General features: G+C 42.4%; 21 protein-coding genes. 18 read left to right on the top strand and 3 right to left on the bottom strand.

Translation table 11 applies throughout. From position 1 onward, the window contains the following. Positions 1-4 precede the first annotated feature (4 nt). Positions 5-877: an aldo/keto reductase gene (locus ACRHOZ_RS09145; protein WP_431124895.1), complete on the bottom strand. Its 873-nt coding sequence runs from the start codon at positions 875-877 to the stop codon at positions 5-7. Between the two features lie 157 nt (positions 878-1,034). Between ACRHOZ_RS09145 and ACRHOZ_RS09140 the strand changes: the two genes are divergently transcribed. From ACRHOZ_RS09140 to ACRHOZ_RS09060, 17 genes are all read left to right on the top strand, one after another. After that, on the top strand, positions 1,035-2,036 hold the full coding sequence (locus tag ACRHOZ_RS09140) for an AAA family ATPase (RefSeq protein ID WP_420401243.1): 1,002 nt from the start codon (positions 1,035-1,037) through the stop codon (positions 2,034-2,036). 83 nt (positions 2,037-2,119) lie between these two features. Beyond that, positions 2,120-2,986, top strand: a complete 867-nt coding sequence (locus tag ACRHOZ_RS09135; protein WP_431124893.1) for a DUF58 domain-containing protein — start codon at positions 2,120-2,122, stop codon at positions 2,984-2,986. Further along, positions 2,986-4,647, top strand: coding sequence for a BatD family protein (locus tag ACRHOZ_RS09130; RefSeq protein WP_431124890.1), 1,662 nt, complete (start codon positions 2,986-2,988; stop codon positions 4,645-4,647). The genes ACRHOZ_RS09135 and ACRHOZ_RS09130 overlap by 1 nt, the downstream gene beginning before the upstream one ends. Next, a complete protein-coding gene (locus tag ACRHOZ_RS09125) occupies positions 4,648-5,646 on the top strand; it encodes a vWA domain-containing protein (protein WP_431124888.1) in 999 nt (332 codons plus the stop codon). A 4-nt stretch (positions 5,647-5,650) separates the two neighbouring features. After that, positions 5,651-6,697 carry a VWA domain-containing protein gene (locus tag ACRHOZ_RS09120; protein ID WP_431124886.1) on the top strand — a complete coding sequence of 349 codons (1,047 nt, stop codon included), beginning with the start codon at positions 5,651-5,653 and terminating at the stop codon, positions 6,695-6,697. Beyond that, positions 6,678-7,568, top strand: a complete 891-nt coding sequence (locus ACRHOZ_RS09115; protein ID WP_431124884.1) for a tetratricopeptide repeat protein — start codon at positions 6,678-6,680, stop codon at positions 7,566-7,568. The genes ACRHOZ_RS09120 and ACRHOZ_RS09115 overlap by 20 nt, the downstream gene beginning before the upstream one ends. Then, positions 7,568-9,358, top strand: a complete 1,791-nt coding sequence (locus ACRHOZ_RS09110; protein WP_431124881.1) for a BatD family protein — start codon at positions 7,568-7,570, stop codon at positions 9,356-9,358. Before ACRHOZ_RS09115 ends, ACRHOZ_RS09110 begins: the two co-directional genes overlap by 1 nt. Beyond that, on the top strand, positions 9,355-10,116 hold the full coding sequence (locus ACRHOZ_RS09105) for an SH3 domain-containing protein (protein ID WP_431124879.1): 762 nt from the start codon (positions 9,355-9,357) through the stop codon (positions 10,114-10,116). The genes ACRHOZ_RS09110 and ACRHOZ_RS09105 overlap by 4 nt, the downstream gene beginning before the upstream one ends. A 56-nt stretch (positions 10,117-10,172) precedes the next feature. Further along, positions 10,173-10,481, top strand: coding sequence for a hypothetical protein (locus tag ACRHOZ_RS09100; RefSeq protein ID WP_431124877.1), 309 nt, complete (start codon positions 10,173-10,175; stop codon positions 10,479-10,481). A 72-nt stretch (positions 10,482-10,553) separates the two neighbouring features. After that, positions 10,554-12,146, top strand: coding sequence for a SulP family inorganic anion transporter (locus ACRHOZ_RS09095; RefSeq protein WP_420401250.1), 1,593 nt, complete (start codon positions 10,554-10,556; stop codon positions 12,144-12,146). Positions 12,147-12,152: 6 nt separating this feature from the next. After that, entirely contained in the window at positions 12,153-12,968 is an 816-nt protein-coding gene (locus ACRHOZ_RS09090; protein WP_431124873.1) for a universal stress protein, read from the top strand. A 17-nt stretch (positions 12,969-12,985) separates the two neighbouring features. Continuing rightward, positions 12,986-13,612, top strand: a complete 627-nt coding sequence (locus ACRHOZ_RS09085; protein ID WP_431124871.1) for a carbonic anhydrase family protein — start codon at positions 12,986-12,988, stop codon at positions 13,610-13,612. 110 nt (positions 13,613-13,722) lie between these two features. Beyond that, positions 13,723-15,579 carry a SulP family inorganic anion transporter gene (locus tag ACRHOZ_RS09080; RefSeq protein WP_431124869.1) on the top strand — a complete coding sequence of 619 codons (1,857 nt, stop codon included), beginning with the start codon at positions 13,723-13,725 and terminating at the stop codon, positions 15,577-15,579. A 24-nt stretch (positions 15,580-15,603) separates the two neighbouring features. Next, positions 15,604-16,299: a hypothetical protein gene (locus tag ACRHOZ_RS09075; RefSeq protein ID WP_431124867.1), complete on the top strand. Its 696-nt coding sequence runs from the start codon at positions 15,604-15,606 to the stop codon at positions 16,297-16,299. Next, complete coding sequence (gene pheS, locus ACRHOZ_RS09070; RefSeq protein ID WP_431124865.1) at positions 16,292-17,311, top strand: phenylalanine--tRNA ligase subunit alpha; 1,020 nt, start codon at positions 16,292-16,294, stop codon at positions 17,309-17,311. The genes ACRHOZ_RS09075 and pheS overlap by 8 nt, the downstream gene beginning before the upstream one ends. A 7-nt stretch (positions 17,312-17,318) precedes the next feature. Beyond that, positions 17,319-17,795 (top strand): GyrI-like domain-containing protein, encoded by a 477-nt coding sequence (locus ACRHOZ_RS09065; protein WP_431124862.1) that lies wholly within the window; start codon positions 17,319-17,321, stop codon positions 17,793-17,795. A gap of 117 nt (positions 17,796-17,912) precedes the next feature. Continuing rightward, a complete protein-coding gene (locus tag ACRHOZ_RS09060) occupies positions 17,913-19,208 on the top strand; it encodes a Zn-dependent hydrolase (protein ID WP_431124860.1) in 1,296 nt (431 codons plus the stop codon). Between the two features lie 3 nt (positions 19,209-19,211). Here the strand turns inward: ACRHOZ_RS09060 and ACRHOZ_RS09055 are convergent, their stop codons facing one another. Beyond that, the gene (locus ACRHOZ_RS09055; RefSeq protein WP_431124858.1) at positions 19,212-19,790 is read right to left on the bottom strand and encodes a lysoplasmalogenase; all 579 of its coding nucleotides are present in this window, start codon (positions 19,788-19,790) and stop codon (positions 19,212-19,214) included. 89 nt (positions 19,791-19,879) lie between these two features. Beyond that, the gene (locus tag ACRHOZ_RS09050) at positions 19,880-20,353 is read right to left on the bottom strand and encodes a CYTH domain-containing protein (RefSeq protein ID WP_431124856.1); all 474 of its coding nucleotides are present in this window, start codon (positions 20,351-20,353) and stop codon (positions 19,880-19,882) included. A 27-nt stretch (positions 20,354-20,380) separates the two neighbouring features. On the opposite strand from ACRHOZ_RS09050, the gene dinB reads away from it, so the two are divergent. Continuing rightward, positions 20,381-21,481, top strand: coding sequence for a DNA polymerase IV (dinB, locus tag ACRHOZ_RS09045; RefSeq protein WP_431124854.1), 1,101 nt, complete (start codon positions 20,381-20,383; stop codon positions 21,479-21,481). Positions 21,482-21,486 lie beyond the last annotated feature (5 nt).

Genomic DNA, 21,486 nt, shown 5'->3' with positions numbered 1-21,486 from the left:
AAGTTTAAGGTACTTCCTGCCCTTGGCTTGCTTCCAGAAGTGCAAACCAATCCTGTAATTCCAGATCCAATTGCACGGCCTTGGCAGATGAAGCTATTCTTTCCTTGGTGGTGGTTCCAATAACAGGTCTGGGAACGGCAGGATGTTTTAGCATCCAAGCCAAAAGAACTTCGCTTTCCTCCACGCCATATTTCTTTCCAAGTTGGGACAGGGTTTGGTTGATTCGCACGGTTTGTGCATTTTCCTCTCTAAAAACCAGCCCAAGAGGACTCCATGACATGGCCAGCCTTTTATTGGCTATGCAATCGTCAAAAGTTCCGTCGTACATTGGCGCCGTATGCGTTAAGGAAAACTCAACTTGGTTGGCCTCAACTTCCACCACATTTTCCAACATTGCTATCTGTGAAGGTGTAAAATTGGACACCCCAAATTGCTTGATTTTTCCACTCTCCAACAAATGGTTGACGGCCTCTCCAATTTCCGAAGGATGCATTAACGGACTGGGGCGATGCAACAGGAACAAATCCAAGTACTCCGTCTTCAGTTTCCGCAAAGACTCCTCGGCAGACCAAATTATGTAGTCCTTTCCGTAGTTATAATGCTTCAGGCGGTTGTCCCTGCCAGATGTCATCTGAATGCCGCACTTGGTCACCATCTGAATTTGTGATCGATCTATCCCGCTATCAGCAAAGGCTTTCCCAAAGTCCGCTTCGGTAGTATAGTCCCCATAAATATCGGCATGATCAAAGGTGGTAAGTCCATTTTCCAGGCAATGTTCCATTAATTCAATCATCCCATGTTTGGAAAGTTGTTTCCCCCAACTCCCCCATGTCATGGTTCCGGCAATAACTTTGGAAAATTTATCTGTATTTTGCATCCGGGATGAAAGTATAAAATTAAACCCTTAAAACCTTCATAAAACTGGGCTTCCGGGGATTTTTTTAACCATTAATTAACAGATGGATTTTAAATTAATTTTCATTTTGCACATCTAGAAAAAAATTGACAGAAATACCTAAAGAATAAAAGGTTATATGGAAGAAAACACTACTATAGATATTAGTGCTGTGAATGAGAAAATTGCCCAGGAAAGTGCTTTTATTGACCTGCTCACCCAGGAAATGAACAAAGCCATTGTTGGGCAAAAACATATGGTGGAACGACTGCTAATTGGACTTTTAGGCCAAGGGCATATACTTTTGGAAGGTGTTCCCGGACTGGCTAAAACCTTAGCCATCAACACCCTTTCCAAAGCGGTTAAGGGAAGTTTTAGTAGAATTCAGTTCACTCCCGATCTTTTGCCTGCCGATGTGGTGGGTACATTGATCTACAATATCAAAGAGAACGATTTTTCGATAAAAAAGGGGCCTATTTTTGCCAACTTCGTCTTGGCGGATGAGATCAATAGGGCACCTGCCAAAGTACAATCGGCACTTTTGGAAGCCATGCAGGAGAAGCAGGTGACCATTGGGGATGAAACCTTTAAACTGGATGCGCCATTCTTGGTAATGGCCACGCAAAACCCAGTGGAACAGGAAGGAACCTATCCGCTTCCTGAAGCCCAGGTAGACCGTTTTATGCTGAAAACCGTAATAGATTATCCCAAATTGAACGAGGAACAGCTAATTATTAGGCAAAACCTCAAGGGCGCCACAGAGGAAGTGAAACCTGTAGTTACCCTAAAACAAATTTTGAGCGCGCAACAGGCGGTACGGGAAGTCTACATGGACGAAAAAATTGAAAAGTACATTTTGGATTTGGTGTTCGCCACCCGTTATCCCGAAAAATACAATCTAGAGAATTTAAAACCCCTTATCAGTTTTGGTGCCTCTCCCCGGGGAAGTATCAATTTGGCCAGTGCCTCTAAATGCTATGCATTCATTAAACGAAGAGGATATGTTATCCCGGAAGATGTAAGAGCTGTTGTACATGACGTACTAAGGCACCGTATTGGGATTACCTATGAAGCCGAAGCTGAGAACATCACTTCCGAAGAGATCATCAACAAGATTGTCAATGAGGTAGAAGTTCCTTAGCAGGAACTTTTGTCTTACAGGTGATCTCCCAACAACAACCTACCATCACCTAAAACTGAAACCTAAATACGGTTTGCTTACTGATGGATACGAAAGAGTTACTTAAAAAAGTACGTAAAATTGAAATAAAGACCCGGCGTCTTTCCGACCATATCTTTGGTGGGGAATACCATTCTACCTTTAAAGGTAGGGGGATGACTTTCAGTGAGGTAAGGCAGTATCAATTTGGGGATGATGTAAGAACCATTGATTGGAATGTCACTGCAAGGTATAATGAACCTTACGTAAAGGTTTTTGAGGAAGAGCGGGAACTTACCATGATGCTGATGGTTGATGTAAGTGGCTCCGAGTTGTTTGGAACCACCAACCAATTCAAGAAAGAGGTGATTACTGAGATTTCAGCCACGCTGGCTTTCTCGGCACTTCAAAATAACGACAAAGTCGGCTTAATCTTGTTTTCGGATGAGGTTGAGCTCTTTATCCCACCTAAAAAAGGGAAAAGCCATGTTTTGCGCATCATTCGGGAATTGTTGGAATTTAAACCGCAAAGTAGCGAGACCAATATTGCCGAAGCCCTTAAATTTTTGACCAATGTGATGAAGAAAAAGGCCATCGTATTTGTGCTGTCGGACTTCATTACTGATGATTATGACAACACCTTGCGTATTGTAGGCAACAAACACGACGTGACAGGGATTAGGGTGTATGATGCCAGGGAAGAGTCCATCCCCAATTTGGGTATGGTTCAAATGCTTGATGCTGAAACTGGAACGCTCCAACTGGTGAACACAAGATCCAGAAAAGTGAGGAACGCCTATGGCACTTTCCATAAGGAAAAAGTGGAGTACTTCATGGATTCCTTCACCAAATCAGGTTGCGGGGTAATTAATTGCCGTGTGGATGAAAGTTATGTGAAAAAATTGTTGGGCTACTTTAAACGAAGAGGATAATGCAGCAGATAAGTTCCCCCATATTGGAAGTTCCAAGAAAAGCCCCACTGCTTTGGGGTGTGGTTTTACTATGTCTCTTTTTACTTCCTTCCATCGGGTTTTCACAAGCTTCCAAAGTCACTGCGGAAATTGATACTACAGGCATCAAAATAGGGGAGCAAATCAAGTATACCATTACAGTGGAAACCGATTCTCTGAATGTTGTCCATTTTCCGGAAGGTCAAACCTTTTCCCCCTTGGAGTCCGTGGAGGCCATAATGCAGGATACGGTCAAAAACAACAATAGGGTAATTCTACAGCAGATATATGCATTAACACAGTTTGACAGTGGATCGTATACCATTCCACCTCAGCGTATTGCTATTAACGAACAACCCTTTTTCACTGACTCTTTTAACATTAAAGTGGCTGATGTTGTGGTGGACACCACCAAACAGAAGATGTACGACATTAAGCCGCTAATCGAAGTGGATAAAAGTTACGCCAAAATATGGATGATCGTGCTTTGGGTGCTGTTGGCGTTATTGATTATAGGTGGATTGGTCTATTGGTTCTTTTTGCGAAAAAAGCCATTGACCGAGGAAGAAAAAGAAGCCTTGTTACCGCCTTATGACCGTGCCTTATTAGAACTAAAAAAGCTTGAAAATTCGAGATATCTCATTCAGGACGAATACAAAAAGTATTATTCCGAACTAACGGACATCGTGCGTTCTTATTTGGAAGAAGATGTTCACGTTTCTGCTTTGGAAAGTACTACGGACCAGCTTATTTCCAAATTGGAAATGCTCAAAGATGCAGGTCAGCTGGACCTAGACCATGATACCATTGTCCAATTCCAAAAAATTCTCCAAACAGCTGATTTGGTCAAATTTGCCAAGTCAAGGCCATCCACCTCCGTAGCAGAGGAAGATCGGAAAATGGTAGAACAAATTGTGGTTAAGACCCATGATGCCCTTCCGGAACCCACGGAAGAAGAACTCATGCTTACAGAAGAATACCAGCTGGAATTGGCCAAGAAAAAACAACGGAAACGTATTATTTTGGCGGCTGCCATTTTTGCTGGACTAATTGTGATTGGAGGAGCATCTTCCATAGTCTATTTTGGATTCAAAGAAGTCAAGGATACCGTTTTTGGTCATCCTACCAAAGATTTGTTGGAAGGGGAATGGGTGTCCAGTTCCTATGGATATCCCCCAATAGAAATTGAAACCCCTCAAGTGTTGATTCGACAAGAAGTGGAATTGCCCACGGAAGCGGCAGAGGTAATCAAATCGCATCAGACTTTTATGAATGGAAAAGTGGACGGTCTATTTTCTGTTTCGACCAACTCTACCACTTATAAAGAAGCTGTAGATCCCAATTTTGAAGCGGTGGTTGAGGCCAATCTGGCCCAATTTGAAAGCATGGGGGTAAGAAATATGCTGACCAAGACCGATGAGTTCAATACAAAATCTGGAGTGGCTGGTTTAAAAACCTATGGTTCTGGTTCGTTCGAACATCCGTTGACCAAGAAATCGGCCAAAATTGAATATATGATTTTGTGCTTTGGAGGTAAAGGATTTGTACAGCAGGTAATCATCTATCATGAAAGGGGCGATGCCTATGCAGAACAAATAGTGAAGCGTATGCTGGAAACACTTGACGTAAAAACACAGGTATAAATGTTTGATAATATCGAATTTGCAAACCCACAATTTTTTTGGCTGTTCCTTCTGCTGCCAATGGCTTTGCTATGGTATCTTTTCAAGCATCGGGAAGAAGTGGCTTCGTTAAAAATCTCAAGCATCAAAGGTTTTACCGTTAGTAGTTTGGCCTCAAAACTAAGACCAGTTCTTTTTGCGCTGCGATTGCTGGCCTTGGCCTCCATAATTACCGCTTTGGCCCGCCCACAGATTGAGGATATTTCCACTAGGACCAAAACCACAAAAGGAATCGATATTGTCATGGCCATTGATGTTTCCTCAAGTATGTTGGCACGTGACCTAAAGCCCAACAGACTTACTGCCTTAAGAAATGTAGCGGGTGAATTCATCAAAAAACGCCCAAATGATCGGATTGGTTTGGTGGGATATGCAGGGGAAAGCTATACCAAAACTCCTATTACAAGTGACAAGTCCATCGTACTGAACGCGCTTCGGGAAATCTCTTATGGCGATTTGGAAGATGGAACCGCCATTGGAATGGGATTGGCAACCTCAGTCAATAGACTAAAGGAAAGCAAGGCCATCAGCAAGGTGATCATTTTGTTGACGGACGGAGTCAACAATTCTGGGTTTATAGAGCCCAAAACTGCAGCAGATCTAGCTGTGGAATTTGGAATAAAAACCTATACCATTGGTTTGGGAACGAACGGAAATGCTTTATCTCCCGTGGCTTACAATAGGGACGGCACCTTTAGATATGGTATGCGACAGGTGGAAATAGACGAGGCCTTGCTAAAAGACATCGCCAAAGTAACAGGCGGAAAATATTTCAGGGCAACCGACAACGAAAAGTTGGAGGAGATTTATGATGAGATCAACAAACTAGAAAAAACCGAGATAGAGGAATTTAAATATTACAAATACGACGAAAAGTACCGACCCTTGATTTTCCTTGCGGGAATTTTATTGTTGTTGGAGTGGGCCTTGCGCAACTCTGTTTTTAAAAGTTTTATATAGCACAATGATTCAGCTTGACGAAAAAGCATATTTCTATCTTTTGGCCATTATCCCCGTAATGGTGGTGGCTTTCTTTTTTCTTCAAGTTTGGAAGAAGAGAACCCAACGGCAGTTTGCAGAAGTTGGGCTTTTGCGCAAGTTGGCGCCCAATCGTTCAAGTTTTAAATCTGCACTTAAACTCATATTTCTTTTATTGGGTCTAAGTTTTTTGATTTTGGGCTTGGTCAACCCCAAAATTGGAACCAAGTTGGAGACGGTTAAACGAGAAGGGGTCGATATTGTTTTTGCAGTGGATGTTTCCAAAAGTATGCTGGCAGAGGATATTGCACCCAACCGACTGGAGAAATCCAAACGCCTGGTCTCAGAGATTATCAATCAATTGGCGAGTGATCGGATTGGAATTATTGCCTATGCAGGCCAAGCATATCCACAACTGCCCATTACCACGGATTATGGTGCGGCCAAGATGTTCCTTCAAAGCATGAACACCAATATGTTGTCCTCCCAAGGAACGGCAATCAATGCGGCCATAGATTTGGCAAGCACCTATTACAATGATGCAGAACAGACCAATCGGGTTTTGTTCATTGTGTCTGATGGTGAGGATCATTCAGTACGTTCTACCATTGAAGCAGTGGACAAAGCCATTCAAAATGGTATTCGCATTTTTACCATTGGAGTTGGAAAACCCAAAGGAGCACCCATTCCTCTCAAAAGAAATGGCATTGTTGAGGGCCTAAAGAAGGACAACCAAGGGGAAGTTGTAATCACAAAGCTTAATGAGGCCGTACTTTCCGAAATTGCCCAAGAGGGTAACGGGGAATATATTGATGGTTCCAACACCGAAAATGCTGTGGAATATATCAAGGAACAGTTGAACCAAATGGACAAAAAAGAATTCGAGGCCAAGCAATTTGCCGAATACAAAGACCAATTTCAGTGGTTCTTGGGCATAGGTCTTTTCTTTTTATTTTTGGACGTTTTCTTGCTGGATAGAAAAACCAAGTGGTTGAAAAAACTAAACCTTTTTAATGAACACGATGATGCATAAGCTAAGATTGATTTTGGGTCTCTTGTTCTGTACCGTTTGGGCTTATGGACAAGAAGGTGAAGCAGCCAAAGAGGCAGAGAAGGCACTGCAGGCGTCCACGAATCTAACCTGGGATGCCAACAAGGAATTGACCACCAATGATTTTATCGCCGCAGAAGGCGAATACAGAAAAGCTATTTCAAAGAGTTCGGACAATACCGTTGCGCCCTTTAATTTGGGAACTGCCTATTACAACAGAGAAAGTTTTGAGGAGGCCTTTGGCCGATTCAAACAGGCCGGGGAAAAATCCAAGGAAAAACCAGGTAAGCATAAAGCTTTCCACAACATGGGCAATGTGTTCATGAAAAATAAGGAATACCAAAAAGCAGTTGAAGCTTATAAGGAGGCCTTGCGCAATAATCCAACGGATGAAGAGACCCGATACAATCTTGCTTTAGCCAAAAAAATGATGGAAAATCAGCAAGACGAGCAGAACAACGACCAAAACGACGATAACCAAGATCAGCAGGATCAACAAGATCAAAAAGACAAGAACCAAGACCAAAACAACGACGGGGAAAACGACAAAGATCAAGAGGGGGAACAAGATCAGGATGAGAACAAAGATCAAGGCGATGATGGGGAAAATGGAGAAAACAAACCTGAGGAAAATACTGAGGGGGACGGTGATGAAAAGAAGGAGCAAGAGCAAAAACCCAGCGAAGGAGATCAGCCAGATGAGAAGCAACAGCAACCCCGCCCCAACCAACTTTCAAAGCAGCAGATACAAAATCTGCTAGAAGCCATGCAGAACGAGGAGAAAAAAGTACAGGAGAAGATGGAGGCGAAAAAAGTGAAAGGCAAAAAAATCAAAAACGAGAAGGATTGGTAATGAAAATCAAATGGTCCATTTTATGGGTGTTGATTTGTTCCCCAATCTTTTTGGGCAATCCTTTGTATGCCCAAGAAAAACAGGAAGAAGAGGTTACTTTTGAAATGAACCTCAGCAAGGAAAAACTGGGAATAAATGAGCGCCTAAGGGTGGAGTTTACCATGAACAAGGATGGAGACAATTTCAATCCACCTTCCTTCGATGGGTTCAAAGTGGTCATGGGGCCATCCCAATCCATTAGCTCTTCATGGGTCAACGGGAAGCGAAGCTTTTCCAAAACTTACTCCTATATTTTGGTTCCTACGGCCAGAGGGAGATTCAACATTAAGCAGGCTACCATAGAAATCAGTGGCGAAACCTATAAAACTTTACCAAAGACGGTAGAAGTCACGGCTGCCGTGGACAAACCCAATGACCAAAAAACGGTGGACGATGTTGCGGATGAAAGTCTTCATTTGGTAGCAGAAGTATCCAATGGAAGCCCTTATTTGAATGAGGCGGTAACCGTTACCTATAAACTTTATGTAGGCCACTCCATTCGGGTGACCAATTACAGGTCACTCGACAATCCTACCTACAATAACTTTTGGAGTCAGGAAATTGACGTTTCCAAACCCAAACCCATAAATACAACTTATAACGGTAAGCCCTATTTATCCGTTGTGCTGAAAAAAGTAGTACTGTATCCCCAGAAATCCGGAAAATTGGATATTGAGCCACTTGCTTTGGAAATTTATGTGGATGTACCTACCAACAGAAGGGATTTCTTTGGAGGTAGAATTTACACCCAAACCACCAAAACGGTCTCCGCCGGAAGAAGAACCTTGAGCGTAAAGGGGTTACCAGAGGCTGGTAAACCAGCCAACTTTGGAGGGGCCGTTGGAGACTTCGATTTTAAGGTGACCACGAGCAAGCAAACACTCAATGCTTCGGAATCCCTACAGGCAAAAGTGGAGGTTTCAGGCAAAGGGAATCTAAAGCTTTTCCAACTTCCCGAGCCTGAACTGCCCAGCGCCTTGGAAGTATATGAACCTGAATTTGACGAGAAAGTACGTACCATTAGCACGGGTATGGAGGGCCGCGTGGCCAACAATTATACCATTGTTCCTTCTTACAGGGGCAAATATCCTATTCCAAGTATCTCATTTAGCTATTTCAATCCCAAAACCTCAAAATATGTAACCATTGATTCTGAAGAAATCAATATTGAGGTTCTGGAAGGTCCTTTAAGTTCTTCTGGCACTGAAAGTGCAGTAACGACCAATAAGCAATTTGTAGTTCCCACAGGTAAGCAGTTCCATTTTATAAAGTTGAATCCCAATTTGACCAAGATCGGCACCAATTATTTCTTTGGTTCCAATACCTTCTATCTCTTGTTGTTTGCACCACTTATCCTAATTCCCATTGCGGTGTTCTCCTTTAAGAAAAGGGAAGCCATTGCAAGCGACGTGGTAGGCAATAAGATCAAGAAAGCCAATAGGTTGGCAAGAAAGTATCTCTCCACCGCCAAAAAGGAGCTTGGGAACAAAGAGGCGTTTTATGTAGCTCTGGAAAAAGGATTGCACAATTACCTTAAGGCCAAGTTGAAGATTGAGACCTCGGAATTCAGCAAGGAAAAAATCACACAGATTTTATCCGACAAAAATGTAGACAGTTCCGATATTGAAGGTTTTATAAGCCTCTTGCAAAATTGTGAGATGGCTAGGTACAGCCCTTTCTCTGATGTGCAAATGCAAAATGACTATGCAAAGGCAAGTGAAGTAATCTCTAAACTGGATAAACAATTATGAGACAGTTCCTCTTGACCTTGACCCTCTGTTTATCTGTCGTTTTGGGAACCGCCCAAAATAGTGCCTTGTTTAAACAGGCCACAGAATTTTACAATAAAGGAGAATACACCAAGGCCATTGAAAACTATGGGAAAATCCTGGAAAATGGAGAGCATTCTGCAGAATTGTACTTCAATCTGGGGAATTGCCACTACAAATTAAATGCTATCGGGCCCAGTATTCTGTATTATGAAAAAGCCTTATTGTTAAAGCCAAACGACAAGGAAATTCTAAATAATTTAGGGTACGCACAGAACATGCGATTGGATGCCGTGGAGGAAATGCCCAAGACGGAAATTGCGCAATTCTATTACGCATTGGTCAACTTTTTCTCATTTGATCAATGGGCGTATTTGGCTGTAGCACTTATTCTGTTGTTTGTTTTGGCCTATTTGGCCTACTTCTTTTTGCGTCCAGCCACACAAAAACGTATTGCTTTTATTTCCAGTGTATTTGCCCTGATTGTCGGTGTGCTATGTGTACTGTTGGCCTATTTGCAATATCAAGAATTTAAAAATGATAATCCTGCCATAATTTTTAGTCAGGAAGTAAAAATCAGTTCAGAGCCCAACTCCAATAGTGAAGTTGTATTTACCCTTCACGAAGGAACCAAGGTTAAGGTGTTAGATCAATTGGACGACTGGAAAAAGATTCAATTGGCTGATGGGCAAACGGGTTGGTTGCCAAAGGAAAGCATAAGGCTGTTGAAAGATTTTTAAAATTTATTTAACAGTAATAAACACTCATAAGTTTATTTTTGTCTAAAATTTCCCAAATGCTGAAGGCCATAGCGCATCCTTTTATTTGTTTAATGCTGATATTCTCCATATTGGCACCATCAATAGCACCTTTGGTGGATAGGGATTGCTCTATTGCTATACACATGGATTCCGGCGATGAAGAAAAAAAATCGGAAAAGGAATCTGAGAAAAAATTTGGCGAAAAGGATTTGTTTCTAAGTCCATTCTCTTCTGACAATAACTTTTTTGACCAAAATGCAAAGGTTGAAAATACAGAAGACCCATCTCTTTTATTGGATGTAACAGCAGAGATTTTGCTCCCCCCTCCAGAAGAATTGGTATAACCCAAGACTTTTTATCAATTTTTAACCGCCTCCAACCTAAAAACTATAGCGGAGGCAACAACTTTTTATTTCATGTTCAAGCATATTAAAAGCGACTTGCCTGCAAGTATCGTAGTATTTTTTGTTGCATTACCACTATGTTTAGGTATTGCACTTGCCAGTGGAGCACCCTTGTTTTCGGGGCTTATTGCCGGTATCATCGGGGGAATCGTAGTGGGTGCCCTAAGTGGCTCCCAAATTGGAGTAAGTGGTCCTGCCGCAGGTTTGGCTGCCATTGTATTGACCGCTATTGGAACTTTAGGTGGTTTTGAAAACTTTTTGGTTGCCGTTGTTTTGGGTGGCCTAATTCAAATTCTCTTCAGTATCCTAAAAGCTGGGGTTATAGCCTATTACTTTCCATCTTCCGTAATTAAAGGAATGCTTACCGGAATCGGTATTATTATCATCTTAAAGCAGATTCCGCATTTCTTCGGATATAGCGAAAACACCGAGGGAAATTTTGCCTTTTTCCAGGTAGATGGGGAAAACACTTTCACGGAAATTATAAACTCCTTAAACTATATCAGTCCAGGAGCGACGATTGTCGCTATTGTGGCGCTGGCAATTCTATTGCTTTGGGATAAGGTACTTAGCAAAAAGTCCAAATTTTTCCAATTGGTACAAGGCCCGTTGGTTGCCGTGGTTTTGGGAATTTTGTTTTATGTATTCACAAAAGATGATTCCACCTTTGGTATTTCCGATAAACTTTTGGTAAGTGTACCAATCCCGGAAAGCATTGACACCTTGGGTACCTTACTTAGCTTTCCCAACTTTAGCGTGATAGGTAATTCTGAAATTTGGATAACGGCTTTCACCATAGCCTTAGTGGCCAGTTTAGAAACCCTTTTATGTGTGGAGGCGACCGATAAGCTAGATCCCCATAAACGAACTACCCCTACCAACAAGGAACTTTTTGCCCAAGGCGTGGGAAATAGTATTTCTGGTTTGTTGGGAGGATTACCTGTAACACAGGTTATTGTTAGAAGTTCTGCCAATATCCAATCTGGAGGTAGAACCAAGGCTTCTGCAATTATTCATGGATTCTTCCTGTTGATATCCATTATTTTGATTCCAAGACTGTTGAATATGATTCCCCTGTCAGTGTTGGCAGCCATATTGTTCATCGTTGGATACAAGTTGGCAAAACCGGCATTGTTCAAAAAAATGTATGAACTGGGCTGGAAACAATTTGTCCCCTTTGTGGTTACCGTGTTCGGTATTGTTTTCACCGATTTACTCATCGGGATTGGATTGGGTCTGATGGTCGGGATTGTGGTCATTTTATTGAAGAGCTACCAAAACTCGCACTTCCTTCATATTGAGGACAAGAGCAACGGCAAGCATAAAATTAAAATGACATTGGCCGAGGAGGTGACCTTCTTTAACAAAGGAGCCATTCTAAAAGAATTGGACAGTCTTCCCAATGACACCTATTTGGAGCTCAGTCTTTTGAATACCAGATACCTTGACAATGATATCATCGAAATTCTCGAAGATTTTGCCTTTAAGGCCAAAGAAAGGAATATCGATATAAAATTGGTGTCAAAGCGCGGGATTGAAGAAAACCCCGCCAGTTTTATTGAGTTCTTTAGAACTCGCCCAAAATCAAGTTTAAGCTTAAATTAATTTATTATGAAAAATAAGAATTATAAAATATTGATCCTTGCGGATCTAAAGAAAAAGACCGATACTATTTTGAAAAACACCGCCGGCCTGGCGAAAATGATTGGAGGGGAAATTTCCCTTTTACATGTAAAGCAACCTCTGGTTGTTGTAAAACAAGACAATCAGTTATCTGCGGTACGATCGATCAATGATACCTATACAACCTCTAAAAAACACATTAAACAGTTGGTTAAGCCCATTGAAGAGGATTTTGGGTTAAAAATCGACACCACGTTTAAGGTGGGTAACGTTAAGGAAGAAATAAACAGACAAATCCAGGAAATGCGTCCTGATGTTATCATTTTGGGCCAAAGAAAATCCATCCCAATCAAATTTTTGGGAGATGGAATCACTAAACATGTCATGTCAACATTTGATGGTTTGGTTATGATTGCGTCCCACGAACAAGTTATCTCCAACAACAAAGAACTCTCTTTGGGGGTAGTGAATGGCAAAAAAGATTTTGGGAACATGGATTTGATGGAGAAGTTGATATCTCAAAGTTCCCAGCCTCTAAAATCATTCAAAATTGCGAATCGTGAGGATCAAAGTGTTCAAGATCAGGAGGGTCCAAAAATGGTGGAATATGTTTTTGAGCCGCAGGACAATGCCATAAACAACATGGCAACCTACCTCTCCAGAACAAATGTTGACTTGCTGTACGTGGATTTGGAAGATGCATCCAATGCCAATATCAATGTTAAAAATGTAATTGGTAAATTTAATGTGCCTTTCCTTTTAGCTGGAAAGCGCAACACAAAATTTGCTAACGCTTTAAATTAAAGACAACCGAAGAAATTATGATAACACAAACGAAAGAAACCCAAGCCGCCTTGACGCCCCAGGCTGCCTGGGATCTATTGAAAGAAGGCAATAGTCGTTTTGTAGAAACGAACCAGGCCGATCGCGATCTTTTGGCTCAAGTGGCCCAAACAGCATCAGGGCAATTTCCCTTTGCCACCATCCTAAGCTGTATCGATTCAAGGGTGTCAGCAGAATTGATTTTTGACCAAGGGGTTGGAGACATCTTTAGCGCTAGGGTAGCCGGTAACATTGTAAACGAGGATATCTTGGGCAGCATGGAGTTTGCTTGCAAGCTTGCTGGCACCAAGATCATTGTTGTGCTTGGCCACACCGCTTGTGGAGCGGTTAAAGGTGCTTGTGACGATGCGAAAATGGGAAATCTTACAGAATTGCTCAGTAAAATTAAGCCCGCTGTCAATGCCGTTTCAGAACCTTCCGAAGCTTCGGAACGAACTTCCAAGAATTTGGGTTTTGTAAATACCGTTGCAGAGAAGAATGTGCAATTGACCATGGATAACATTAGAACCCAAAGCCCTGTTTTAAAAGAAATGGAGGACAATGGGGAAATTCTGATTGTTGGAGGCATGTACGACATCTCCAACGGAAAGGTGAGTTATATGTAAAGACCCTTTCCCCAACAATTTCGAAAAGGCCAGTGTTTAACATTTCATTGGCCTTTTTTAATTTTCTAAAATCACTATCTTACATTACAACTTATAACCAACTGTAAGGTATGTTCAAGCATTTTAGAGGGGATTTATTTGGGGGAATCACCGCAGGTATTGTGGCTTTGCCCCTGGCTCTTGCTTTCGGGGTAAGCTCCGGATTGGGCCCAAGTGCCGGATTGTACGGTGCAATTTTCATTAGTTTTTTTGCAGCCCTCTTTGGAGGAACCAACACGCAGATTTCTGGGCCTACCGCACCTATGACGGCCGTGAGTATGGTTATTATAGGTGGAATTCTTGCCGTTCATGATGGGGATGTCAATAAGGCCTTGCCCATTATTTTGGCGGTATTCCTATTGTCTGGTCTAATGCAAATAGGACTGGGGCTTATTGGCCTTGGTAAGTATATCAAGTATATTCCTTACCCAGTGGTTTCTGGATTCATGACAGCCATTGGCGTGATTATTCTGGTTACCCAAATTCTACCTGCGGTAGGTTACTATCCAAAAGAGGATGCCGAATATGTGAATCAGTTTAAGGCTGCCGCTGAAGAGGAGATTCTGGAAAACATCCTAAAGGAAGAGGCTGGCGAAGGAATTCTGGTACTCGAGGATTTTGAGGAAACCATCAGAAGGGCAAGCCAGATCACCCCTGAGGACATGCAAAAAGAGGCCAAGACTTTGGCCGCCAAAGATGCTTCTGGGGTTGTTGGGACCATCAAAGTACTCCCGCGTGCCCTACAAAACATTAATTGGTTGGAATTGGGGCTGGCCTTGGCCACCATCTTCATCATTTACGGATTTAAAAGGATCACTACCGCGGTACCCAGTACCCTTGTGGCACTTATTGTGGTCTCTGGACTTGCCTATGGGCTTGGATGGGATTACAGACCCATTGAAAAAATCCCAGAAGGGCTTCCAATTCTTCAAATGGACATTTTTACCCAGTTTAAACTGTCTTCGCTCACTCCTTACATTTTTACTGCACTTACCCTCTCACTCTTAGGAGCGATAGATTCTTTGTTGACGTCTGTTGTCGCCGACAACATGACACAAACCAAACACAAACCCAATAAGGAATTGGTGGGGCAAGGAATTGGTAACAGTATTGCAGCAGTTTTTGGAGGGATTCCTGGTGCAGGTGCTACCATTAGAACGGTGGTGAATATCAATTCAGGAGGTAAAACTCGTCTTTCAGGAATGATCGCAGGTCTTTTGCTCTTGGTCATTCTTTTGGCATTGGGTCCTGTTGCATCCCAAATTCCTGCTGCGGTTTTAGCTGGTATTTTGGTTACCGTTGGGATTGGGGTGATGGATTATAAAGGTCTAAAAGCCATTCCGTACTTGCCAAAAGATATGAAAGTTGGTCCGTTAAAACTCAGTTCTGAGGTTATAGTGATGCTTGTTGTTCTGGTACTTTCTTCCATTTGGAACTTAGTGTATGCCGTAGGCATTGGATTGGTAATCGCTTCTCTTATGTTCATGAAGAAAATTGGAGATCTTACCGCTACGCGCTCCGTTGTTAAACCTTTAAAGGAGCAACCTTGGGCGGATGAAAAGAATTTTCCACAGAAACTTAAGGAAGAAGTGTTCATCAAGCACATTAAAGGGCCGCTTTTCTTTGGTTCCACCAGTGATTTCCAACAATTGGCCGAACAAATACCTCCTACGGCATCCAATGTTGTCATCCGAATGGATCGGATGCAATACATGGATCAATCCGGTTTGTATGCCATGGAAGATGTACTACAGGATCTTAGGAAAAAGGATATTCACGTTATGTTGGTGGGGATCCTAGATCAACCCAAGTATATGATGGAACGTATTGATATTATTCCCGATTTGATTCCGAGAGAAAATATCTTTGAAGACTTCGATTCCTGTTTGGAATGGATAAAGGAAAATGTAAAGGATTTGGACGTCTAATAGGGTCTGCTTAAAGATTTTCTTTTGATTCCATTGACCAAATTCCCGAACGATACAGGGCCCATTTATCTGGAAACATTGGAAGGAAGATTTCCTGTGGAACCTTTCAACACCTATAGCAATCTCATTTTTGTAGTACTGGTGGTCTATTGGGGATTGAAGGTGTACAAAAACCCAAAACAACATCAGTTTTTGGCATGGGTGCTCCCTATAATCGCAATCAGCTATGTTGGTGGTACTATGTTTCACGCCACGCGTAGCCACGAGTTTTGGCTTCGATTGGATTGGATGCCCATCATGTTTCTCTGTTTGGCCTTGGTCATCTATTTTATTTTCAAACTGGCTCAAACATGGTGGTCTCGATTGCTCTTGATTGTGGCTGTTTTGGGAGCTTCCTTTTTGCTGCGGACCCTCCCCATCCCATCAGGACTGCGAATCTCTTTGGGCTATGTGATTACAGCACTTACCATTCTATTGCCCTTGGGCTGGCACCTGTACAAAACCCAATGGAAAAATGCGGGGCTGGCTAGTTTGGCCTTTTTGGTTTTTGCCCTTGCCATTTACTTTAGAAGTATTGATCTTACCCAGACATTTTTTCCAATGGGCACCCATTGGTTATGGCATTTCTTTGGTGGGGTGGCAGTTCATTTTCTCATAGCCTATATATTCAAGGACAATTTGCTAAATTTGTCGGCCAATACAGCCAACAAAGATGATTGAGACCATAAAGGAGCATTTGATTGAAGTTGAGAACTTTACTTCTGTATCCAAAGATGAAATTGAGGCTTTTCGAATTAAGTACTTGGGGAAAAAAGGGTTGCTGAATTCCTTCTTTGCCGAATTCAAGAATGTTCCTAACGAACAGAAAAAAGAATTTGGGCAGGTGGTCAACCAATTGAAAACCTCAGCCACCGATAAGGTTAACTCCCTGAAAGAGGCTTTGGAAAACCAAGCGGAGACTTCCGGCAAATTTGGGGATTTAACACGACCTGGTGAACCTATCCCTCTGGGAGCCAGGCACCCTATTTCCATTGTAAAGAACCAAATCATAGATATATTTTCAAGAATTGGTTTCAATGTTTCCGAAGGCCCGGAAATTGAAGACGATTGGCATAACTTTACAGCTCTGAACCTTCCTGAATATCATCCGGCAAGGGATATGCAGGATACGTTCTTTATCCAGACCGATCCTGACATTCTTTTGCGCACGCACACCTCCAGTGTCCAGGTGCGGTATATGGAAAACAACCAACCCCCCATAAGAACCATTTCCCCTGGTAGGGTATATCGGAACGAGGCCATTTCAGCGCGCTCCCATTGTTTCTTTCATCAGGTGGAAGGATTGTACGTGGACAAAAACGTCTCTTTCGCGGATTTGAAACAAACCTTGCAGTATTTCACCTCGGAAATGTTCGGCAAGTCAAAAATTAGATTACGCCCATCCTATTTCCCGTTTACGGAGCCTAGCGCAGAGGTGGATGTGTATTGGGGATTGGAAACCGAAACCGATTATCGTATGACCAAGGGTACAGGATGGTTGGAAATCATGGGATGCGGGATGGTAGATCCCAATGTACTGAAAAATTGTAATATTGACCCTGGGGTGTATTCAGGATTTGCATTTGGTATGGGTATTGATCGTATTGCGTTGCTACTTCACCAAATTTCAGACATCCGATTGTTAAGTGAAAATGACATTCGGTTTTTGGAGCAATTTAAAAGCTCCCTTTAAAAGGTAAATGGAACCCCAAATCAACGTACTTAAGGAGAAACAACTTGTGGGTATGCATACCTCCATGAGCTTGGTTCACAATAAAACCTTCGAGCTATGGGGAAAATTTAGGTCAAGAATCCATGAAATAGAGAACAGGCTTTCTTCTGATTTTATTTCGATGCAAGTATACGACCCTTCCTATTTTGCAAATTTCAGCCCCACCAACAATTTTGTAAAATGGGCCAGTGTTGAAGTCGCAGACCATGAAAATATCCCTGATGGAATGGACAGTTTTACCTTAAAAAGTGGGCTCTATGCTGTTTTTCATTATAAAGGTTCCAGTGCTGACACTTCCATTTTCCAATATATTTTTACGGTTTGGCTCCCCAATTCCAAATACCTTTTGGACGACAGACCACATTTTGAGGTTTTGGGCAGTAAATACAGAAACAACGACCCCAATTCCGAAGAGGAAATCTGGATTCCGATTAAAGAAAAGTAAGCCTCTTAAAATTCCATTTAGCTGATAACTAACGCTTAGCTGGTTTTATCCCTATATTTATAAAGGTGCATTATAGCATCGAACTCAATTTGGATTAATTTCAGAACACTTTTAATCATGGGAATTCGTCTTCTTTTTATCTTGCTTTGTTTGGTCCACTTTTCCATTTTGGGTCAGAAAAATGAAGTTCGCGTTAATCAAAATCGATTGGAATCCCGAATTATGGAATTAGCCAAAATTGGGTTACAAGAAAATGGAGAAACGGAGCGGGTGGCTTTCAGTGATGCGGACATTGAAGCAAGGAAATGGGTGGTTCAAACCCTGGAAAATATGGGCTTGGCCGTATCCATTGACTATGCGGGAAATATTATCGGACTTAGAAAGGGTAGAAACAAAGAAGCCAAAACCATTTCCTTTGGTTCACATATAGACCGCGTTCCCAATGGAGGAAATTATGATGGGTGTTTGGGCTCTATGGCTGCTTTGGAAATCATTGAAACCCTGAACGAAAACAACATTAAGACGAAACATCCTTTGGAGGTGATTATTTTTTCGAACGAGGAAGGTGGTGTAATGGGAAGTCGAGCCATGTCAGGTCATTTAAGCCATAAGGCCTTTACCGTGGCAAATTCCACGGGCTATACCATGGGAGAGGGTATTATGCGTTTGGGTGGGGATACGACCCAAATCAAAAAAGTCATTCGAAAGAAAAACTCCATGGCAGCCTTTTTGGAATTACATATTGAACAAGGCGCAATCTTGGAAAAAGAAAATTTGGATATCGGCATCGTGGAGGGTATAGTTGGACTAAAATGGTGGGATGTGGTTTTCACTGGATTTGCCAACCACGCAGGTACCACCCCAATGAATGCCAGGCAAGATGCACTTCTGGCCGCAGCCAAATTTGTAGTTGCCGTCAATGAGGTCACCAATAGTTTTGAAGGTGCACAGGTAGGTACCGTAGGCCGAATAAAAGCGGAGCCTGGGGCACCCAATGTGATTCCTGGAAAAGTGGTGGCCAGTTTGGAAATTAGGGACCTATCTTCCCAGGTAATAGAGCAGGTTTTTAACGCCATTAAAGCTAAAGCCCAGGAAATAAGCAACGCCTCCAACGTACAGATTGAGTTTGTTCCCCTGGACACCACCGCCGATCCAGCGTTGACCGATCCAGCAGTGCAAAAGGAAATTGAAGCTGTCTCCAAAAACTTAGGTCTTTCCTTTAAATATATGCCCAGTGGAGCGGGACACGATGCTCAGGATATGGCCCATATTGCTCCTACGGGAATGATATTCGTTCCCAGCAAAGGTGGAATTAGCCACTCACCAAAAGAATTTACATCCGCGGAGGACATGGCCAACGGAACGAACGTCTTACTTCAGACCATACTCTCCCTTGACGAAAAGTTGGATTGACCCTTATCTATCTTGCTCCTTGAGCTTTAGAAATGTTGCGTTGGCAATCAAAGCAATACTCATCCAATAGGTGCTCAGAATGACAACTCCTGAAAGAGGGAATGGGGATTTAAACTTATTTACAGCAATCATCGTATCCGAAAACATAAATAAGAATACAGCAATGGCGATAAGGGTATATGCCATTATCCTTTTTTTAAACCAAAGTCCAAAGCCCTGCCAAGCCATGCAACAGATGGCCAAAATGTAGATGGCCACAGGGAATTCCAGATTCCCTAAATCGGGCTTCAGCCAAAAGAATATGGACAAACCCAATCCCAGAAAAAGTAGCCCTGAAGTCAAACGAAAATGAAAGCCCTCCAACACCACAAATCCGTAAGTCAAAAGCAGATGGGCTATCAGGAATGAGCCCAAACCAAATACGAAGAATTCATCCTTAAGCAATAGGATATCTCCAAGCAAGCAGAAGATCAAGGCGGCAACCATAATGTTCTTAAACTTGATCAAGCTTGGGTTTTTTGCAAAAAATAAAAGGGAAATCACTAAAACAGTGGTCAATGGTTTAAGGATGCGATAAAGCATTTCCCAGCTCATATAATCTGCGAAAATAGCAGCGCACGCCGAGCAAAAAATCAGCAAATTTATCCACGAACGACGGCTAAACTTTCCCATCACCAATTTTGAAATGGTTTTCTGCTGAGTTGGGAATTGTAGTACCTAACATCTCCTGTTACTTCCTCCCCCAACCAATCTGGTTTATCAAAAACCTCATCTTCATGTTGCAGTTCCACTTCCGCCACAACAAGTCCCCTATTCTCCCCAAGAAACTCATCCACCTCAAAAACATGATTGCCAAATGGAACTTTGAATCGGTTTTTTTCCAGGATAACCGCTTCGCACAGATCAATTAAGTTGGTCGCCTCAGCTATGTTGATTTCGGTTTCCCATTCAAATCGGGTAGTTCCAGAAACGTTACTAGCTCCCTTCACGGTCAAAAACCCTTTGTCTCCTTTGATCCTTACCCGAACCGTGCGTTCCGGTGCCGTATTCAAAAACCCCTGGACAATCCGAATCTGCTCATTTGCCTGATGCTTGTAGTCCTCTGATTTGACCAAAAATTTCCGTTCAATTTCCAAGTGTTCCATCAAACTAAATATAGCCTAAATTTGGGTATGGAGTTGGATCTTCCTTTGCGAAAAATTATTCATGTGGACATGGATGCCTTCTACGCATCTGTGGAGCAGCGCGATAATCCTGAACTCCTAGGCAAGCCCATTGCGGTGGGTGGAGGCTCCAAACGCGGGGTGGTTTCCGCTGCCAGTTATGAAGCTCGAAAATTCGGGGTAAGGAGTGCCATGGCCGGTTATATCGCGAAGCGAAATTGCCCTGACCTCATTTTTGTTCGACCCCGCTACGACCGTTACCAGGAAGTTTCCCGTCAAATACGGGATATTTTTTTTGAATACACCGATTTGGTGGAGCCCCTATCCTTGGACGAGGCCTACCTTGATGTCACCGAAAACAAAAAAGGGAACCCTTCGGCCACCTTAATTGCCAAGGAAATTAGAAAGAAAATCCTGGATAAAACCGGATTGACCGCTTCTGCAGGTATCTCCATCAATAAATTTATTGCCAAGGTGGCCAGTGATTACAACAAACCCAACGGACAAAAAACGGTAAACCCCGAAGAGGTTATTGCATTCTTGGAAAAATTGGATATTCGAAAGTTCTATGGGGTGGGAAAAGTCACTGCGGAAAAAATGTACAAGCTAGGTATTTTCACCGGAATCGACCTTAAGGAAAAATCCTTGGAATTTTTGGATCAGCACTTCGGAAAGAGCGGCCGTTACTATTATTATGTGGTCCGTGGGGTTCACACAAGTGAGGTAAAACCGCATCGTATTCCAAAGTCCGTGGGTGCTGAACGTACATTTAGTGAAAACCTAAGCAGTGAGGTATTTATGCTGGAAAAGCTAGATCATATTGCCACTGAATTGGAGCGGCGGTTGGAAAAATCGAAAATTGCAGGTAAAACCATTACCTTAAAAATCAAATACAGTGATTTTACGCTTCAGACGCGAAGCAAGACCCTGCCTTATTTTGTCTCCAAAAAAGAACTCATCCTGGAGACGGCGAAGGAACTGTTGTACCAATCCAAATTGGAAAATTCGGTGAGGTTGCTGGGAATCTCCTTGGCCAACCTTAATACGGAAAAGAAAAACGAGGAAACTCCCAAGGAATCTTTTATTGTACAATTAAAATTTGATTTTTAAATTTG

It is taken from the genome of Flagellimonas flava (genome assembly GCF_050617915.1).
In the GTDB taxonomy this organism is placed as follows: Bacteria; Bacteroidota; Bacteroidia; order Flavobacteriales; family Flavobacteriaceae; genus Flagellimonas; species Flagellimonas flava_A.
This window is presented reverse-complemented; position numbering and strand designations above follow the sequence as displayed.

Coding starts and splice junctions, on each gene's coding strand:
- ACRHOZ_RS09050 (WP_431124856.1), bottom strand. CDS start 20,353: ATGGAACACTTGGAAATTGAACGGAAATTTTTGGTCAAATCAGAGGAC.
- ACRHOZ_RS09065 (WP_431124862.1), top strand. CDS start 17,319: ATGGAACCCCAAATCAACGTACTTAAGGAGAAACAACTTGTGGGTATG.
- ACRHOZ_RS09135 (WP_431124893.1), top strand. CDS start 2,120: ATGGATACGAAAGAGTTACTTAAAAAAGTACGTAAAATTGAAATAAAG.
- ACRHOZ_RS09145 (WP_431124895.1), bottom strand. CDS start 877: ATGCAAAATACAGATAAATTTTCCAAAGTTATTGCCGGAACCATGACA.
- ACRHOZ_RS09105 (WP_431124879.1), top strand. CDS start 9,355: ATGAGACAGTTCCTCTTGACCTTGACCCTCTGTTTATCTGTCGTTTTG.
- ACRHOZ_RS09125 (WP_431124888.1), top strand. CDS start 4,648: ATGTTTGATAATATCGAATTTGCAAACCCACAATTTTTTTGGCTGTTC.
- ACRHOZ_RS09110 (WP_431124881.1), top strand. CDS start 7,568: ATGAAAATCAAATGGTCCATTTTATGGGTGTTGATTTGTTCCCCAATC.
- ACRHOZ_RS09090 (WP_431124873.1), top strand. CDS start 12,153: ATGAAAAATAAGAATTATAAAATATTGATCCTTGCGGATCTAAAGAAA.
- dinB (WP_431124854.1), top strand. CDS start 20,381: ATGGAGTTGGATCTTCCTTTGCGAAAAATTATTCATGTGGACATGGAT.
- ACRHOZ_RS09100 (WP_431124877.1), top strand. CDS start 10,173: ATGCTGAAGGCCATAGCGCATCCTTTTATTTGTTTAATGCTGATATTC.
- ACRHOZ_RS09080 (WP_431124869.1), top strand. CDS start 13,723: ATGTTCAAGCATTTTAGAGGGGATTTATTTGGGGGAATCACCGCAGGT.
- ACRHOZ_RS09060 (WP_431124860.1), top strand. CDS start 17,913: ATGGGAATTCGTCTTCTTTTTATCTTGCTTTGTTTGGTCCACTTTTCC.
- ACRHOZ_RS09055 (WP_431124858.1), bottom strand. CDS start 19,790: ATGCTTTATCGCATCCTTAAACCATTGACCACTGTTTTAGTGATTTCC.
- ACRHOZ_RS09115 (WP_431124884.1), top strand. CDS start 6,678: ATGAACACGATGATGCATAAGCTAAGATTGATTTTGGGTCTCTTGTTC.
- pheS (WP_431124865.1), top strand. CDS start 16,292: ATGATTGAGACCATAAAGGAGCATTTGATTGAAGTTGAGAACTTTACT.
- ACRHOZ_RS09095 (WP_420401250.1), top strand. CDS start 10,554: ATGTTCAAGCATATTAAAAGCGACTTGCCTGCAAGTATCGTAGTATTT.
- ACRHOZ_RS09085 (WP_431124871.1), top strand. CDS start 12,986: ATGATAACACAAACGAAAGAAACCCAAGCCGCCTTGACGCCCCAGGCT.
- ACRHOZ_RS09140 (WP_420401243.1), top strand. CDS start 1,035: ATGGAAGAAAACACTACTATAGATATTAGTGCTGTGAATGAGAAAATT.
- ACRHOZ_RS09130 (WP_431124890.1), top strand. CDS start 2,986: ATGCAGCAGATAAGTTCCCCCATATTGGAAGTTCCAAGAAAAGCCCCA.
- ACRHOZ_RS09120 (WP_431124886.1), top strand. CDS start 5,651: ATGATTCAGCTTGACGAAAAAGCATATTTCTATCTTTTGGCCATTATC.